Below are 16,907 nucleotides of genomic sequence, written 5' to 3' on the forward strand. Positions count from 1 at the left end.
TCGCTGGCAGTCAACGATGGACGGTCGAGCCGCCCTTGAGCCCCAACGCCATACGCTTGCGATGCAAGCCCGCCCTTGCGACAAGCGTCAGGCCTATCCAATCGGGCAGAAACCTGAACCTTGCGCCCTTGCACTGTCTGACAGCGACAAGAGGTGGCGACCCCGGCAGGACTCCAACCTGCGACCTCGGCTTTAGGAAAGCCTTGCTCTATGCGGCTGAGCTACGGGGCCACGGAGGATGAACTAGCGGTTCAGGGGAGGCGGGGAAAGATGCTCCGGCTCAAGATGTCGTTTTTTGAGGGCGGTGGGGCGCATTCGCGATCACGCGGCGCTTGTGGTTAATCCCCGTTAAGATACAATATCTTGTCGTGAACAAATCGCGAATGAGGCCGAGTCGCCGATTCGGTCATGATTCGTTTCGCCCCTGTTCCGCGAGAGGCGTGCCTGTCGTTAACCCGGCTGGTGCGTGCGTTGGACGACGGCGTGAAGCCCCGCCAACAGATGGTCGATCGCCTCCCCGCCCTGGCAGTTGTTCGCCAGGATCAAGGTCAAGGCGTGCGCGTGCACCTCGACCTCGGGCCAGGACCAGGCCTTGGCGGCGGTCATCTGATGCGCCACCTCACACAGGCTGTAGGCCGCCGTGTAGAAGGGCGGGATTTCCAGAAAGCCGGCCAGGTCCACAAGCGCCGAGGCCAGGGCATAGACCTTACCGTCGGCTTTGGGCGGGCGGCGGCGGCACAGGCTGTTCAACAGATCCACCTGCGCCTGAAGGACCTCCATGATCCGGTCACGGTGGCTTTCCAGCCCCTGTTCGGCCCGCTCGACCGCCTCTTCTATCGTGATGCCGCCGGGGCGCGCCATCTGCCTCTGGAGAGAGGTGCGGACCTTGCGGATACGCGGAGGCTCGGGGGAGGTGGTCATGACGCGGTACTCACAGATTGACCTTCATGGGCTTCAACATCATGTCGATCGTGTCCTGATCCATATTGGCCTCGACAGCTTCCCCCAGCTCGCCCGACAGATCCGTGGAACGGCGCCCCTCGCCACCTGGCGGGGGGCCGTAATTGCGGACACGTCGATCCGGACCGACATAGTTTTCGACCTCGACGAAGTCACGGGAATGCGTGCCCAGCCAGGCGATGCGTTTCAGAAGCACCGCCGGCGTCAGGGGCTTGGCCACGATATAGCTGGCGCCGCAGTCGCGGCCCCTGGCGACGCGAGCGTGGGCCGCGTGGCCCAGGATCATGATGACGGGGGTGAAACGGGCGGGCTCCGCCGCCTCGCGACGCAGCCACCGCACGAAGTCGTAGCCGTCCATCTCCGGCATGGCGCAATCGACCAGGATCAGATCGACGGCCCGACGTTGCAGCAGATCGACCGCATCCTTGGCGGATGGACATTTCAACTGTTCACGGACGCCAAAGCCCTGAACGATCGAACTGAGCAAATCGAGCGAAGTCGGTTGGTCGTCGACCAGCAGAACCGTCGAATGCGCCAGATTGATCTTGTCCGGCGTCTTGATCACGACGTCAGAACAGCATCAGATCGCCTGAGTCCGACGCGCCGGCCGTCTGCACGCCGGCGGCGGGGCGCAAGCGAACGGCCATGTCGGCCAGGGATATGCGGCTGACGGACTCGGCCGGCGTTGCGCCGTTGCCGAGCATTCGCAGAACGCCGGACAGGGCTTCGAGCCTCTGGGTCAGGGCGTCCAGGGCCTGAGCCTCGGTCAGGGCCTCGGCCCTGTCCTCCGGCGGCGCCCGACGGACCAGCCGACTGACCAAGGCCTCGACGTGATCGATCCCCTCGCGCACGCCCATCAGTTCGTCGGCGATCGCGGCCAGAAGTTGCGCATGTTCGGGGGGGGCGTGCATCAGAACAGCTCCAGGGCGCCCATATCGATCGGGGGCGGTGCGACGGGAACGGGCTTGGGCGCCACGGTGTCGGTGACCGCGCGTTGCATGGCCTTGCCGGTCACGGGCCAGTAGTGCAGCCGCCGACCGCCGTCGCCGCGGAGACTGCCGCCGACGACCGGAATGCCTTCATCACGCAGGAATTTCTCGGCGAAGTCGGCATTCGAGCGACCGACGTCGCGCAGGCTGTCGAACATGCGACCGCCGCCGAACAACTTGGCCTCCAATCGATCGCGACGCCCCCCGGCCTTCAGCAGATCGTTGATCAGAAGCTCCATGGCGTAGGCGCCGTAGCGACGCCCGGCGTCAGTGCCTGCGCCTGAGCCTTCGGGCAGGAGGAAGTGGTTCATGCCGCCGATCCCGGCGACCGGGTCCCGCAGACACATGGCGACGCAGGAGCCCAGGATCGTGCTGAGCACGACGTCCGGATCGGTCGTGATATGGTGCTCGCCCTGTCCGACGTGCACCCTTTTTTCCTTGGTGTCCTTCAGGGCGGCGAAGCTCATGTCAGAGCACCGAAGACGGCTTCCAGCTTGCCTTTCAGCTGGGCGACGGTGAAGGGCTTGACCAGGTAGTTGTTGACCCCGAATTGCACCGCCCGCTGCACCAGTTCGCGGTCGGCCCGACCGGTCAGCATGATGAAGGCGGTCTTGGAAGTCGGCGGGTGAGCGCGCACTGCGCGCAGCAGACCCAGACCGTCCAGGTTCGGCATATTATAGTCCGAGATGATGAGGTGCGCCGGCTTCTGGATGATGTCGCGCAGGGCGATATCACCGTCGGCGGCTTCGCGGATCTCGCGCACGCCCAGTTGTTGCAGGCTGGTGCGAACCAGCGAGCGCATCGTCATCTGATCATCGACGACCAGACAGTGGAGAGAGGCGGCTGCGGGCATGGGGGGCGCTCCCGGGGGGTCAGGCGATCGACCGTGCGCCCGTTTCGGCGCACAGTTCTAGGATTGCAGGGGACAGGCGGTGCAGCGGCAACTGCCGCTCCACGGCGCCCAGTTCGAAGGCGGCTCGGGGCATGCCGTAGACGACGGAGGTCGCCTCGTCCTGCCCCAGGGTGCGTCCGCCGGCGTCACGGATGGCCTTCAGGCCCTTGGCCCCGTCCCGGCCCATGCCGGTCAGGATCACGCCGGTCATCGGCCGCTTCAGGCGCACGACGGACTCGAACATGACATCGACCGAAGGGCGGTGGCCGTTGACCGGATCGCTCTGCACCAGGTGGCAGCGCGGCGTCATGCCAGGCGTGACTTCAAGGTGAGCCGCCCCCCCCGGCGCAAGATAGATGTGGCCGGTCTTCAGTTGCGCGCCCTCATAGGCCTCCGTCACCGTCGGCGCGCAGACGCGGTCCAGACGGGCGGCGAAACTGGCGGTGAAGGTCGCCGGCATATGCTGGGTGATGATGGTCGCCGGGCAGTTGGCCGGGAAGCCGCTCAATACCGTCAGCAGCGCCTCGACCCCGCCGGTCGAGGAGCCGATGGCCAGGATGTGGCTGGCGGCCGGGCGATAGGTGCTGGGCGCCGCCTCCCGGGCCGGGATGTCGGTGCGGGCGCGGACACGCGAGCGCGCCGCCGTCTTCACCTTGTCGATCAGGTCGTGGAAGGCGTCGACGCTGGCCACGGCCGGCTTGGCGACGGCGTCCACGGCGCCGATTTCCAGCGCCGCCAGGGTTACGTCGGTGCCCGCCGCCGTCAGGGTCGAGACCATGACCACAGGCATGGGCCGCAACCGCATGATCTTCTCGAGGAATTCCAGCCCGTTCATATTGGGCATCTCGACGTCCAGCGTCAGGACGTCAGGGTTCAGTTCCTTGATGGCGGCGCGCGCCTCGATCGGATCGGCGGCCGTGCCGACGACTTCGATTTCGGGGTCCGACTTCAGAGCGGCCGAGATCAGACCGCGCATCGTCAAGCTGTCGTCCACCACCAGGACCTTGATCTTCGCGCTCATCATGCGGCTCCCAGGCGGTAAGTGGTCAGACCTGCGGTCTGGAGTTTGGTGGCGGCCGGTCCGGCGACTCGCTCGGAATGGCCGATGTACAGGGTTCCGCCGGGCTGCATCAGCGGCACGAAGCGGCTCCAGACACGCTCTTGGGTCGGGTCGTCGAAATAGATGACCACGTTGCGGCAGAAGATGACGTCGAACTTGCCCTTCATCGGCCAGTCGCCGATCAGGTTCAGCTCCTTGAACGACACCAGTCGCTTCAGTTGCGGCCCGGCGGTCCAGTTGCCACGGTCTGCGCGGTTGAAATATTTGCGCCACAGCGTGGCCGGCGCCGGCTCCAGCGCCTCTTCGGAATAGGTGCCGTCGTGGCCTTGGGCGACCATGTTCGGGTCGATGTCCGTGGCCAGGATACGCACGTCCAGGTCCGCCGCCTCAGGCAGGACCGACAACAGGGTCAGCGCCATCGAATAGGGCTCCTGCCCGTTCGAGCAGGCGGCCGACCACATGCGAACGCGGCCGCCGGCGCGGGCCCGCTCGACCAGCTTGGGCAGGACGCGGTCGCGCAGGTCGTCGAAATGGTGCGGCTCGCGATAGAAGCGGGTCACGTTTGTCGTCAGGGCCGCCGTCATCTTCTGACGTTCGTCGATCCCATCGACGCCCTCCACCAGGGCGCAATAGTCGCGGAAACTGGACAGGCCCAGGGTCCGCAGGCGTTTGGCCAGACGGGAATAGACCAGAGCGGCCTTGCCCTCGTTCAGCGCGATGCCGGCGTGGGCGTGCAGCATTTCTGCGATCTGACGGAAATCGTCAGCGGTGAAGACAAACTCACCCTCTACGATCGATCCCCGTCCGGGTGCGGGATTCATGCGGCTTCCGCCTCGACCTGGGGCAGGATGTGATCCAGTTCGATCAGGCTGATCATGCGCCCGTCGATGGAGAAGATGCCCTTGACGAAGGTCTTCACCTGATCGCTGGCGACGTCCGGCGTCGCCTGCACCGAGGCGTCGTTCATCTCCAGAATGTCGGACACGGCGTCAACCAGCAGGCCGACCATCCGGCCGCCGATATGGGCGACCATGATGACGTGGCGAGCCGTCGGTTCGGACGTCTCCAGCCCAAAGCGCGCGCCCAGGTCGATGATCGGCAGGACGGTGCCGCGCAGGTTGATGACGCCCTTCATATAGCCCGGCGAACGCGGCAACGGCGTTGCGGGGGTCCAGCCGCGGATCTCGCGCACCGACATGATGTCGACGCAGAATTCCTGTCGGCCGATGCGGAAGGCGATGAGTTCGCGCTGGGAGTCGTTGGCTTCATTCATGGTTCAACTCGCGAGCTTGAAGTCGGGGCGGCCGGATTTGCGGCGCATGTCGGTGACGAGGACGTCAACGTCCAGGATAAGAGCGACGCGGCCGTCGCCCAGGATGGTTGCGGCGGCGACGCCCTCGACCTGCTGATAGTTGGTCTCGAGGCTCTTGATGACGACCTGGCGCTGACCCTGGATGGCGTCGAACAGCAGGGCCGCCTGTTGGCCGCCCTCGGTCTCGACGACCACGGCGACGCCTTCGGACGGGACGACCGGCGTGTCGCGGAAGCCCATCGTCATGGCCACGTCGATCAGGGGCAGGAACCGCTCGCGGAAGCGGATCACGGGATCCACGCCCCCGACATAGTGCAGGTCGCCCTCTTGCGGGGTCAGGCTTTCGACGATGGCCGGCAGGGGCGCGATCAGGATCTGGTCGGCGGCGGACACGACCATGCCGTCCAGCACCGCCAGGGTCAGCGGCAGGCTGAGCGTGAAGGTCGAGCCCTTGCCCGGAACGGAACTGATCGAGATGCGGCCGCCCAGGGCCTGGATCGAGCGCTTGACCACGTCCATGCCCACGCCGCGGCCCGAAATATCGGACACCACGGCGGCGGTCGAGAAGCCGGGCAGGAAGATCAGATTGTCGATCTGCTCGTCGGTCAGGGCGGCGTCGACTGCGATCAACCCCTTGTCGATGGCGATCTTCTTGACCCGCTCGCGGTTGATGCCCCGGCCGTCGTCGGAGATTTCGATGACGATCCGGCCCGACCGGTGCAGGGCGGCCAGACGAACCGTACCCTCGGCAGGCTTGCCGGCGGCGACGCGGTCCTCGGGCGTCTCCAGCCCGTGGTCGATAGCGTTGCGCAGCATGTGGGTGATGGGTTCGGCCAGGCGTTCCACCACGGTCTTGTCGACCTCGGTGTCCTCGCCGGACGTGACCAGACGAACCTGTTTGGAGACCATGTCGGCGACTTCGCGGACCAGGCGCGGCATGCGCTGGAACACCGACTTCACCGGCTGGGCGCGAATGGCCATGACGCTGTCCTGGATCTCGCGCGTCAGCAACTCGAGATCTTCCAGGCCCAGGGCGATGCCTGACGAGCGGGCCAGGCCGCTTTCCAGCACGCGCTGCGACAGCATGGCCTGCTGGATGACCAGTTCGCCGACCACGTTGATCAGGCGATCGACCCGGTCCAGGTCGACGCGGATGGTGACCGGCGCCGGGGCCACGGGCGCGGCGACCTGAGCCGGCGGGACCGGAGCGGGGGTCGGCGCGGGCGCCGCAGCGACCGGAGGGGCCACAGGGGCGGGGGCGGGGGCGGGGGCGGGGGCGGGAGCCGGAGCGGGTTCAGGCGCTGCTGCGACGGGGGCGGGCGCTGGCGCCTCGGGGGGCGCGGCGCCGGCGGCCTTCGCCAGAAGGGCGGCGACATCCAGATCGTCGCTGGCCGGCAGGACCGCCGGCGGCTCCTCTTCGAATTCCAGAGCGGGTGCGCCGCCCAGGGGCGAAACCGTCAGATCGCAGTCGGCCTCGACGAAGTCGAACACCTCGCGGACGACCTTTTCTTCGACCTCGGCGGTCAGATCGATCGTCCAGGTCAGATAGCCTTCCTCGGCGACGAGGATATCGAGCGTCGGCAGGGTTTCGGCGTCCACGGATACGGTGGTCGGCCCAACACGTCCCAGTTCGCGCAGCAGCAGGCCGGCTTCGTTGGCGCTGCCGTACATGCGGCTGTGCGGTTTGAACAGAACACGCCAGCCCGTCTGAGCCTCAGGCGCGGCCGTCTCCACCTCGCCCGAACCGCCCAGATCGGCCAGAGGCTCGTCCAGAGCGGCGTCGAAGGCCATGGGGGTGAAGCCGAAGTCGTCTTCGTCTTCTTCGACAACCGGGGGCGCTTCGCCGCCGTGGGTCAGGAGTTCAAGCTCGTGCACCAGACCGGCCGAACGCTCTTCGTCCACGGGCGGCGCCAGACCTTGCGCGGCCTGGATATGGTCTGCCAGCACGTCGGAGGCGCGCAGCAGGGTCTTGATCGTGACCGTGTCACAAGGCTTTCGACCGCCCCGCAACTCGTCCATCAGGGTTTCGAAGACGTGGGCGAAGCGAACCAAGGCTTCCAGGCCGAACGCCCCCGCACCGCCCTTGACCGAGTGAACGGCGCGGAAGACGGCGTTGATGGTTTCAAGGTCTGTCTGACCCTGTTCCAGCAGCATCAGCTTCGATTCCAGTTCAGCGAGCAGTTCGTCGCATTCCTGGAAGAAGGTGGCTTTGATGGCTTCGAAGGCGTCCATGGCTTGCGGCCTGACCGATCTCTTGGGTTAGGCCGCGACGCGGCGAACGGCGTCGACGAGCTTGGCCGGGTCGAACGGTTTGACGATCCAGCCCGTCGCGCCGGCGGCGCGGGCGCGGGCCTTCTTCTCGGCGTCGCTCTCGGTCGTCAGCACCAGGCACGGGGTGGTCCGGTGGTTCGGATCGGCGCGCATGCCTTCGATAAAGCCGAAGCCGTCCATGCGCGGCATGTTGATGTCGGTGATCACCACGTCCGCGCCATTCGCGGCCAGGGTCTCCAGGCCGTCGATACCGTCGACCGCCTGGATGACGTGGTAGCCCGCGTCCTCCAGCGCCATCAGCAGCATGTCGCGCATGGTGCGGGAATCATCGACGGTGAGCACTGTCTTTTTCACGCGAGCGTTCCTTCAATGAGGTCTTGAGCGTTGATGTCAGGCGCGCCGAAGGCGGCCCACTGTTCGGAAAAACCTTCAGACCGGGGTTCGATCGTCAGATCGGCCCCGTCGGCGGCCCAGGTCTTTTGGGCCGACAGCAGCACCTGCAGGCACAGGCCGCCCAGGCGTTCGACGTTGGAGGCGTCCAGCGTGAGCGACTGACCGCGTCGGGCCAGCAGTTCGGCCTTCAGCGGCTCGGCGGCGTTCATGTCCAGCACGGGCGTCAGGACGATGGCGTCGGTCATGAAAGCTCCCTTCCCTCTGCCTCACCGCCAAGCATCGCATGGTGGTGGTAAATATCGCTTGAAGAGCGAATCATCAGAACTCCTCCCAACCATCGGCTTCCGCCTCGACCTTGGGCGCAGCGCCGCCACGTCCCACGGTCTTCAGCGCCTGGATGACGCGGCTAACCGGCTTGGCGTGCGAGGCCGCTGGCGCTTGCGAAGAGCGAGCGGGCGCAGAAGCCCGACGAGGCGGCGCCGCCGCTTCGTGCGCCCCCTCACCGACCTTGAACTGAGCGACGGACGCTTGCAGGGCCTCGGCCTCCTGGGCCAGTGAATGGCTGGCGGCGGTCGACTGCTCGACCATGGCCGCATTCTGCTGGGTCACCTGGTCCATCTGGTTCACGGCCGTGTTGACCTCGGCCAGGCCGATGGCCTGTTCCTGGGCCGAGGCGGCGATCTCAGACACCAGGCCGTCGATCTCGGCCACCCGGTCCACGATCCGTTGCAGGGCCTCGCCGGTCTGACCGACCAGTTTGACGCCCGACCCGACCTGGGTGGTCGAGGCGGAGATCAGGGTCTTGATCTCTTTCGCGGCTTCCGCCGAGCGCTGGGCCAGGGCCCGGACTTCCGAGGCCACGACCGCGAAGCCACGACCGGCCTCGCCCGCACGGGCGGCTTCAACCCCGGCGTTCAGCGCCAGCAGGTTGGTCTGGAAGGCGATCTCGTCGATGACGCCGATGATCTGGTTGATCTGGCTGGACGAGCCCTCGATGGCCTGCATGGCCTCGACCGCGTCGCGAACGATCACGCCCGAGGTTTCTGCGTCGCCCTTTGCCGCCTGGACCACTTCGGAGGCCTGACGCGCGCCCGATGCGGTCTTGTTCACGGTGGCCGTAATCTCGTCCAGCGCGGCGGCGGTCTCTTCCAGCGAGGCCGCCTGTTGTTCGGTGCGACGCGACAGGTCGTCGGCGGCCTGAGAAATCTCGCCGGCGCCGGAGCGAATACCGGCCACATTGCCCAGGACCACGCTCAAAGCCTGTTGCAACTGGGCGATGGCGGCGTTGAAGTCGGCCTTCAACTGCTGCGAGCGCGGAGCCACCTCGACCGTGAAGCGGTGGGTCAGGTCGCCATTCGACATGGCGGCCAGACCCTCGGCCAGGGCCGTCAAGGCCACACGGTCTTCCTCGGCGACACGGGCCTTCTCGGCTTCGTTGGCCAGACGCTCCTGTTCGGACATCGAGCGGTTGGCGGCGGCCTCCTGCTCGACGCGAACCTTGTCGACGGCGGCGTCGCGGAAGGCGACGATCGCCTGAGCCATCTTGCCGAACTCGTCCTTGCGGTCAGCGCCGACGATCTGGATGGAGGTGTCCCCCGCCATCAGCTTCTGCATATAGCCGATCATGCTGAAGGTCGGCCGCACTATGGCGCGGGTCGCGACCACGCCGGCGACGAGCGCCATGACGATTGCGCCGACCAAGCCGATCAGCAAGGCCATAAAGGCGGTGCGTGCGGCATTGACCTGAGCCTGGCGCGACGCATCCAGGGCGGTTGTGTTCTCGGCCTGCAACGTCTCAATGGCGACTTCAACCGGTTCAATGAACTTGTCGGCGGTGCCGGTCTGACCGATCATCTGAGCGGCTTCTGCGGTCCGACCTTCAGCAACCATGGCCTTGCCGACCTGGACGATGTTCTCATACCAGCCGTCGGCCGCCTGGATCGCCTGATCGATGGGCGCGCCGCGATCAGCAGGCAAGTCTGCGCGCAGTTGTTCCAAGGCTTCCTTGAACTTGGCGCGGTGAAGATCCAGACGCTCGGAATAATAGGCGTCCTGCGACAGAAGATAGCCGCGATAGGCATTTTCCTGTTTCGCAAGCCGGAACTCGGCGACCGCCAAGGTGCGGTTCACCTTGTTTTCCAAGATGCGAGCCTTGTCGGATTCTTGCAGCGCGAAAAGATTCACCGCCACCACGGCGCCCATGACCACAATCGCCGCGAGGACAACCCCGAAGGCGAGAGCGAGCTTGCGCCCCACCGGCATGTTTTGAACTAAACTCAACCTACTCTCCCACGGTCATTAAGACCGAACCAACTTGCGATGACGGGACATGCCCCTCATCACAGCCCCCCGGCCGCCCCAGCGCGCCCTAGCCTTGCCTGTTCGACCACCGCAGCAGCGGCGAGCGAGACAGAAGGTTTTGAGCGCCATCAGCAACCGCATCTGCCCAACAACAATGGAAGGATGATTAATACGAATTCTGAACCCGAGCTTAGGTAGGAATGCGTACGCTCTGTTACGGCCCCAGAATTGACGCCAACCGGAGTAGCGCGAGCCGCTCGGGGTGCGGATGACATCCGGCCCGTACAGGCGCCTGGTCCGTCCCGAGTTTTTGCATGAGGTGGACTATGCGAATGTCGCTTTCGCTAGGGCCGCTTTATCGCGAAACCTGCGGGAAGCGCCGCCAGGACGGCGCTGGCAGATAAGTACGACTGCGTACTTGGAGTTGACGCCCATACGCTGAAAAGATGCTCATTCCTGAGCGCCCGCTCGCCGAAGCCATGCCAGCGAAGACAATACTGCTTTCCAGTGAAGCCTCGGAAGGTATACAAATGGGCCCGAAAAGCGGCAACGGCACGTTTGAAATGATTCCGCCACAGCAAGATCGCACATGATGCGAATGCGAGCAGGTAATGTTACTCAATTCGTGAGCGGACGAAGCTGGCAATCCATCTTCACACCACGCCGTAACGCCGTTTTGCTTGCCTGCATCTGCGTATCGATTGCATCGCTAATTAAATTCGCGCTTCAAGGCGTCGAACATGTCCACTACATGCCGCTGCTCGGTGCGGTTATGGTGTCGGCCCTGCTGGGGAGCCGCCCCGCGACACTGCTGACCATCGTGTTTTCGGTCGCCGTCGATCTGATCATGACGACGCGAACCAGCCTGATGGATGCGGCAATCAACACTATTCTGTTTGTCCTAATGGCGGGGGTGCTGGCCGATGTGTGTCAACGCCTGACCAGCCGATCCGCCTTGCTGCACAGCACCCTGACCTCTGTGCCCGTCGTAACCCTGGACGGCGACGGCCGTATTCTTCGCATCACAACCCCAGCCGCCGAACTCCTCGGGGTGGCGCCGAAGGACGCCGCCAACCGCCCTTTCAGCCTCTTCGCTCCTGACTTCAGTGAAGCGACCCTCGCTTCAGTAGCCAATGGCGAGGCCCTTGCCGCACCTTCCGCAGGTTACTGGCTGGCGCGACGGCCGGACGGCGAGATCGTTCCCCTGACCATCCACGGCAGCCGACTCTCTCATAGCGCGACTCCCGAACGGGTCGTTCTCTCCTTGGCGGATCAGCGACAGGCGCTTGCCGTCAATGATCGTATGCGCGACCTGATGAGCCAACTCAGCAGAAGCTGGCGACTGAATTCGATGGGCGAAATGGCGGCCACCCTGGCTCACGAGCTGAACCAGCCGCTCACCGCCGCCACAGTCTACCTTCACGCAGGACAGACGGACATCGCCCGGGCGGGGCCGATCGGCGACAGCGCCAGCCGCGCGTTGGACCTGGCCAAGACTCAATTGCTCCGCGCCGGAGACATCATACGCCGAATGCGCGAATTGATCGCGACTGGCGGCTCCCAACTGACGCAAGAGCGGGTCTCGTCCATGATCGACGATCTGGGCCCCCTGTTCGACCTGATCCGCCAAGACACCGGCGTCTCCATCCGCATCGATGTGCAGGAGATCGGCGATCTGGTTCTGGCGGACCGGATTCAGTTTCAACAGGCGATCGCCAATCTGGCGCGCAATGCGGTGGACGCCGTCTGTGATCGCGCCGAAGGTATCGTGTCAGTCACGGGACGCAGTCTGGCCAACCAGGGCTATGAGATTCGCATCGACGACAACGGCCCCGGCATAGCCGAAGACCAGATGGATCGGATCTTCCAGCCCATGATGACGACAAAGGCCGGCGGCATGGGCCTGGGCCTGTCTGTCACCCGTTCGATCGTCGAAAGCCATGACGCCGTCCTGACCGTGGGCCGAAGCCCGCTGGGCGGCGCCGCCTTCTCCTTCTGCCTATCCCCCGCCTCGGAGCTCGAAGCCGCATGACCGACCATTCCGTCTTCGTCGTCGATGACGATCAAGCCATGCGGGACTCGCTGCTGCTGCTTCTGAGGGGCGAGGGCATCCGCGCCAGAGGATTTGCCAGTGGCGCCCTCTTCCTCGAGGCCCTTCCAGACGAGAAGGCCGCCTGCGTCATCACCGATCTGCGAATGCCCCAGATGGAAGGGACCGAGCTGATCCAGCGGCTACGCGCGCTGCGCGGCGAGGCATGGCCGATCATCGTCATCACCGGCCATGCGGACGTGCCCTTGGCGGTCCAGTTGATGAAGACCGGCGTGATCGATTTTATCGAGAAGCCTTTCGATCCCAACCGCATCCTAGAGGCCGTTCGCGGTTGTCTATCGGTACTGGAGCGCCACGGCGTTGAAAGCGAGGTACGAGAACAGACCACTACTCGCCTGGCCACCCTCACGCCGCGAGAGCGCCAGGTGTTCGACGCCCTCATCGACGGCAAGTCGAACAAGGAAATCGCCCTGATCCTCGACATCAGCCCCCGCACGGTCGAAATCTTCAGGGCCAAAGTCATGCAGAAGATGCAGGCCACAAGCCTGTCCATGCTGGTGCGTCTGGGGCTCAGCGTCACAGAGGGCTGAAACTTCGGCGCAAACGCCCCTTGAGCCCAAGGAAAATCGTCGCCACCTTAGACAGGTCATGAGCGACCGGTCCGCAGGCCTCGCCCCATCCCGCGTCACTGCGGTTTTGGGGCCCACCAACACCGGCAAGACCCATTTGGCGGTCGAGCGGATGCTGGGTCACGCCTCGGGCATGATCGGCCTGCCGTTGCGCCTGTTGGCCCGCGAGATCTACGAGCGGATCGTCAAACAGCGGGGGGCGGCCGCCGTCGCCCTGATCACGGGCGAGGAAAAGATCGTCCCGCCGCGCCCGCACTATTTCGTCTGCACCGTCGAAGCCATGCCGCTGGAGCGGTCGGTCGAGTTCCTGGCGGTCGATGAGATTCAGCTGGTCGCCGATCCCGAGCGCGGCCATGTGTTCACCCAGCGGCTGCTGCACGCGCGCGGTCGGTGCGAGACCATGTTTCTGGGCGCCGGGACGCTCGAGCCGCTGATCCGCCGTCTGGTCCCGGACGTCGAGATCGTGACGCGGGACCGGCTGTCCACCCTGTCCTATGCCGGGTCCAAGAAACTGACCCGCCTGCCCCGCCGCAGCGCCATCGTCGCCTTCTCGACCGAGCGGGTCTACGCCATCGCCGAACTGATCCGGCGTCAGAGGGGTGGGGCGGCCGTGGTCATGGGCTCGCTGAGCCCCCGAACCCGCAACGCCCAGGTCGCCCTGTACCAGTCGGGCGAAGTCGATTTCCTGGTCGCCACCGACGCCATCGGCATGGGGTTGAACATGGACGTGGACCATGTCGCCTTCGCCGGCCTGAGGAAGTTCGACGGTCGCCGGACCCGCTGGCTGCACGCCCACGAAATCGGCCAGATCGCCGGCCGCGCCGGCCGCCACCTGCGCGACGGCACCTTCGGGGTCACGGCTGAGGCCGAGGATCTGGACGCCGACCTGGTCGAACAGGTGGTCGAGCACCGGTTCGATCCGGTCGAGGCGGCGGAATGGCGCAACGCCCGACTGGATTTCGACACCCTGCCCGATCTGCTGCGGTCCCTGACCGTTACGCCTCAGCGGGCGGGGCTGAGCCTGACCGCCGAAGCCTTGGACGAAACCCTGCTGCGCCGGTTGATCAAGGACGAGGAAGTGGCCCGTATCGGCCGGTCGCGCGGCGCCGTCATGCGGCTGTGGGAAGCCTGCCAACTGCCAGACTTCCAGAAGACGACGCTGGATGAGCACGCCCGTCTGGCCAAGGACGTCTTCCATGCCCTGACAGGCAAGCGGGGCAGGCTGACCGACGACTGGATGGCGCCGCGCTTCGCCTTCGTGGATCGCGACGACGGCCAGATCGACCAGCTGTCGGCGCGTCTGTCGGCTGTCCGCACCCTGTCCTACATCGCCAACCGTCCCGACTGGGTTCACGACGCCCAGGGCTGGCGTGACAAGACCCGCGCTCTGGAAGACCGCCTCTCCGACGTCCTGCACGAGCGACTGACCGCACGGTTCGTCGATCGTCGCACCACCGCCCTGATGCGCGCCCTGAACGTGCGCGAAGACACCTTCGCGGGCGTGGCGGACGACGGCGAGGTGACGGTCGAAGGCCAAGTGGTCGGCCAGCTTGAGGGCGTTCGGTTCCAGATGGAGAAGGGCGCCTCGGCCCTGGAGGACCGCACCCTGCGTCAGGCCGCGGTCCGCGCCGTGACGCCCGAGATCAATCGCCGCCTCGGCCGTCTCGCCGCCGAGACGGACGACGGTTTCGCCGTCACGCCTGACGGAGCAGTCCTGTGGCGCGGCGTCCTGACCGCCCAGATCCAGGCGACGCCGGCCGGAGCCGACCCGTTTTCGCCGGTCGTCCGCCTGCTCGGCGAACTGGGGCCGACACCCGCCCGCGAGCGCGCCAAGCGCCGGATTGAGGCCTGGCTGGCGTTCGAGGCCGGCCGCGCCTTGCGCGACCTGCGCCGCCTGCGCCAGGCGGTGGAGTCGGGCGCCCTAAAAGGCCTGCCGCGCGGCATCGCCTTCCGCCTGATCGAGGCCGGCGGCCTGATTGATCGGCGCGATGTCGAACGCGATCTGGCCGCCCTCAGCCAGGTCGAGCGTCGCACGCTGAAAAGCTTCGCCATACGCGTCGGCGTCCATTCGGTCTGGCTGCCGGGTCTGCAAAAGCCCCGCGCCCGTCATTTCGCTCAGGCCTTCCTAGACGCCCCCCTGATTCCCGCGACGCCCGACCTGATCCCGGCACCGGCCGAACCGCCCTCGCCTCGCCTGCTCTCGGCCCACGGCCTGCGCCAGGCCGGCCGCTGGCTGGCGCCGGTCGAGACATTGGAGAAGATGGCCGATCTGCGCGCCGCCAAGACTGCGGACCGTGGCCGCCTGTCCGACGCCGCCCTGGTCGATCTGGGCTGGACCGCCGATCAGGCGAAACAGGTCATCGCCGCCCTGAAGACCGAACGGGCCCGCCAGCCCGACAAGCCCGGCGTCGCGCCGAAGCCGCCCAAGGATTCACCCTTCGCCGCCCTGGCCGCCCTGACAGCGCCGCAACCGGCGCCGGCCCGCGCCAAACGGCCTCGCCGTCGTCGAAAGGCTCAAGCTTGAGCGACAACGCCTGCCGCATCGACATTTGGCTGTGGCGCGCCCGGTTTGTGAAGACGCGAGGCCTTGCCGCCGATTTGGTCGAGAGGGGCGCGGTGCGCCTGATCCATCAGGGACGTGAGGCGCGGCTGGACAAGCCCAGCCGCTGCGTTCGTCCGGGCGATCTGCTGACCTTCGCCCAGAACGGGCGAGTCACCACACTGCGCGTCGAGGCGCTTGGCGAGCGACGCGGGCCTGCTGAGGAGGCCCGCGCCCTTTACGCCCTTATTTCTGAATGACGAACTCGCCTTCGATGTGCAGCTTCACCTCGTCCGAAACGACCGGCAGGGCGTAGTTGATGCCGAAGTCCGAACGCTTGATGGTCGCCTCGCCGTCGAAGCCGGCCTTGTAAGCGCCCATAACCGTGCCGGCGCCGTTGAACTCGACCTCGATGGTCACGGGCTTGGTCACGCCGCGCAGGGTCAGGTCGCCGACCACGGTCGCCTCGTTGGCGTCGTCCGCATCGACCGTCACCGAGCGCGAGACGAAAGTCGCGGTCGGATGGTTGGCGGTGTCGAAGAAGTCGGCGGTCTGCAGGTGGCCCTTCAGCTTGTCATCGTTCGGGGCGACGTCGGTCAGCGGGATGGTGGCGGTCAGGGTCGAGGCGGACGGATTAGCCGGGTCCAGCTTCAACTCGGCCTTCACGTTCACGAACTGACCCGTGTAGGTCGAGAGGCCGAAATGGTTGACCGACCAGGTGATCTTGCCGTGGCTGGACTCCAGATCATAGGTCCCGGCGGTGACCTCGGCCGGGTTCTTGGTCAGGGCGGCCTGGGCCACCACGGCGCCGCCGGCGGCGAGGCTGACGGCGAGGGCGCCGGCGAGGGCGTATTTCATGAAGGGAGTGCGCATGGGGATGTTCCGTTTGATAAGGATCGATATATGCAATCAGCACAGTTGCTATTTAGCCTGACTGTTGTCAAGGCGCGCCAGGCCGTCTGCGAACGTCTCTCGCTTTAAGCCCTGCTGTTGACAGTTGGTTGCACGGCCGCCATGTCGCAGCCTCTCACCCACAGTCCCGACCCTTTTCGCCGCCCCATGACCTACATCGTCACCGACGCCTGCGTGAAATGTAAGTTCATGGACTGCGTCGAGGTATGTCCGGTGGACTGCTTCTACGAAGGCGAGAACTTCCTGGTCATCGCCCCGGACGAGTGCATCGACTGCGGCGTGTGCGAGCCCGAATGCCCGGTCGACGCCATCGTCCCGGACACCGAGGACGAGCCGGACGGCAAGTGGCTGCAGGTCAATGCCGAATACGCCAAGGTCTGGCCCAATATCACCGTCAAGGGCACGCCTCCCGCTGATCGCGAACAGTATGAACGCGAGACGGGCAAGTACGAGAAATACTTCAGCCCCAAGCCCGGCAAGGGCTCCTGATCGAACGACGGCTCTGCGTGCCGGTCTCGCTCGAGCGCCAAGGGCCAAACCTTCGCAAATCCTCGATGGGCCTGTGGACGTTTTGAAAACCCGTCATTTTGTGATAGGGT

18 protein-coding genes and 1 tRNA gene are annotated in these 16,907 nt (G+C 65.7%); 5 read left to right on the top strand and 14 right to left on the bottom strand.

Annotated features, from left to right (window positions below; all coding sequences use genetic code 11):
* Nucleotides 1-154: 154 nt before the first annotated feature.
* From ACW177_RS00065 to ACW177_RS00125, 13 genes are all read right to left on the bottom strand, one after another.
* Nucleotides 155-231, bottom strand: a tRNA-Arg gene (locus ACW177_RS00065).
* A gap of 219 nt (nt 232-450) precedes the next feature.
* Nucleotides 451-921 carry a chemotaxis protein CheE gene (locus ACW177_RS00070; protein ID WP_492026651.1) on the bottom strand — a complete coding sequence of 157 codons (471 nt, stop codon included), beginning with the start codon at nt 919-921 and terminating at the stop codon, nt 451-453.
* Between the two features lie 10 nt (nt 922-931).
* Nucleotides 932-1,525 carry a response regulator gene (locus tag ACW177_RS00075; protein WP_492026652.1) on the bottom strand — a complete coding sequence of 198 codons (594 nt, stop codon included), beginning with the start codon at nt 1,523-1,525 and terminating at the stop codon, nt 932-934.
* 4 nt (nt 1,526-1,529) lie between these two features.
* A complete protein-coding gene (locus ACW177_RS00080) occupies nt 1,530-1,871 on the bottom strand; it encodes a DUF8776 family protein (protein ID WP_492026653.1) in 342 nt (113 codons plus the stop codon).
* Nucleotides 1,871-2,416: a chemotaxis protein CheD gene (locus ACW177_RS00085; RefSeq protein WP_492026654.1), complete on the bottom strand. Its 546-nt coding sequence runs from the start codon at nt 2,414-2,416 to the stop codon at nt 1,871-1,873. Before ACW177_RS00085 ends, ACW177_RS00080 begins: the two co-directional genes overlap by 1 nt.
* Nucleotides 2,413-2,802 carry a response regulator gene (locus tag ACW177_RS00090; RefSeq protein ID WP_492026655.1) on the bottom strand — a complete coding sequence of 130 codons (390 nt, stop codon included), beginning with the start codon at nt 2,800-2,802 and terminating at the stop codon, nt 2,413-2,415. Before ACW177_RS00090 ends, ACW177_RS00085 begins: the two co-directional genes overlap by 4 nt.
* 19 nt (nt 2,803-2,821) lie before the next feature.
* The gene (locus ACW177_RS00095; protein WP_492026656.1) at nt 2,822-3,865 is read right to left on the bottom strand and encodes a protein-glutamate methylesterase/protein-glutamine glutaminase; all 1,044 of its coding nucleotides are present in this window, start codon (nt 3,863-3,865) and stop codon (nt 2,822-2,824) included.
* Complete coding sequence (locus ACW177_RS00100) at nt 3,862-4,722, bottom strand: CheR family methyltransferase (protein ID WP_492026657.1); 861 nt, start codon at nt 4,720-4,722, stop codon at nt 3,862-3,864. Before ACW177_RS00100 ends, ACW177_RS00095 begins: the two co-directional genes overlap by 4 nt.
* A complete protein-coding gene (locus tag ACW177_RS00105) occupies nt 4,719-5,174 on the bottom strand; it encodes a chemotaxis protein CheW (protein ID WP_492026658.1) in 456 nt (151 codons plus the stop codon). Before ACW177_RS00105 ends, ACW177_RS00100 begins: the two co-directional genes overlap by 4 nt.
* A gap of 3 nt (nt 5,175-5,177) precedes the next feature.
* Nucleotides 5,178-7,445 (bottom strand): chemotaxis protein CheA, encoded by a 2,268-nt coding sequence (locus tag ACW177_RS00110; protein ID WP_492026659.1) that lies wholly within the window; start codon nt 7,443-7,445, stop codon nt 5,178-5,180.
* Nucleotides 7,446-7,472: 27 nt separating this feature from the next.
* A complete protein-coding gene (locus ACW177_RS00115; protein WP_271165169.1) occupies nt 7,473-7,838 on the bottom strand; it encodes a response regulator in 366 nt (121 codons plus the stop codon).
* Nucleotides 7,835-8,122 (bottom strand): STAS domain-containing protein, encoded by a 288-nt coding sequence (locus ACW177_RS00120; protein WP_492026660.1) that lies wholly within the window; start codon nt 8,120-8,122, stop codon nt 7,835-7,837. Before ACW177_RS00120 ends, ACW177_RS00115 begins: the two co-directional genes overlap by 4 nt.
* A gap of 73 nt (nt 8,123-8,195) precedes the next feature.
* Nucleotides 8,196-10,139 (bottom strand): methyl-accepting chemotaxis protein, encoded by a 1,944-nt coding sequence (locus tag ACW177_RS00125; protein WP_492028132.1) that lies wholly within the window; start codon nt 10,137-10,139, stop codon nt 8,196-8,198.
* 628 nt (nt 10,140-10,767) lie between these two features.
* On the opposite strand from ACW177_RS00125, the gene ACW177_RS00130 reads away from it, so the two are divergent.
* Genes ACW177_RS00130 through ACW177_RS00145 form a run of 4 tightly spaced genes read left to right on the top strand, consistent with a single transcriptional unit; the run spans nt 10,768 to nt 15,656 of the window.
* Nucleotides 10,768-12,210: a sensor histidine kinase gene (locus ACW177_RS00130; protein ID WP_492026661.1), complete on the top strand. Its 1,443-nt coding sequence runs from the start codon at nt 10,768-10,770 to the stop codon at nt 12,208-12,210.
* Nucleotides 12,207-12,818 (top strand): response regulator FixJ, encoded by a 612-nt coding sequence (gene fixJ, locus ACW177_RS00135; RefSeq protein WP_492026662.1) that lies wholly within the window; start codon nt 12,207-12,209, stop codon nt 12,816-12,818. The genes ACW177_RS00130 and fixJ overlap by 4 nt, the downstream gene beginning before the upstream one ends.
* A 58-nt stretch (nt 12,819-12,876) precedes the next feature.
* Nucleotides 12,877-15,381, top strand: coding sequence for a helicase-related protein (locus ACW177_RS00140; protein WP_492026663.1), 2,505 nt, complete (start codon nt 12,877-12,879; stop codon nt 15,379-15,381).
* Nucleotides 15,378-15,656 (top strand): RNA-binding S4 domain-containing protein, encoded by a 279-nt coding sequence (locus tag ACW177_RS00145; protein WP_492026664.1) that lies wholly within the window; start codon nt 15,378-15,380, stop codon nt 15,654-15,656. The genes ACW177_RS00140 and ACW177_RS00145 overlap by 4 nt, the downstream gene beginning before the upstream one ends.
* Here ACW177_RS00145 and ACW177_RS00150 read toward each other — a convergent pair.
* The gene (locus tag ACW177_RS00150; RefSeq protein ID WP_492026665.1) at nt 15,643-16,269 is read right to left on the bottom strand and encodes a YceI family protein; all 627 of its coding nucleotides are present in this window, start codon (nt 16,267-16,269) and stop codon (nt 15,643-15,645) included. The two genes, ACW177_RS00145 and ACW177_RS00150, sit on opposite strands and share 14 nt — an antisense overlap.
* 186 nt (nt 16,270-16,455) lie before the next feature.
* Between ACW177_RS00150 and fdxA the strand changes: the two genes are divergently transcribed.
* A complete protein-coding gene (gene fdxA / locus ACW177_RS00155) occupies nt 16,456-16,797 on the top strand; it encodes a ferredoxin FdxA (protein ID WP_017505910.1) in 342 nt (113 codons plus the stop codon).
* Nucleotides 16,798-16,907 lie beyond the last annotated feature (110 nt).

Source organism: Brevundimonas sp. AVps23W (assembly GCF_058681395.1).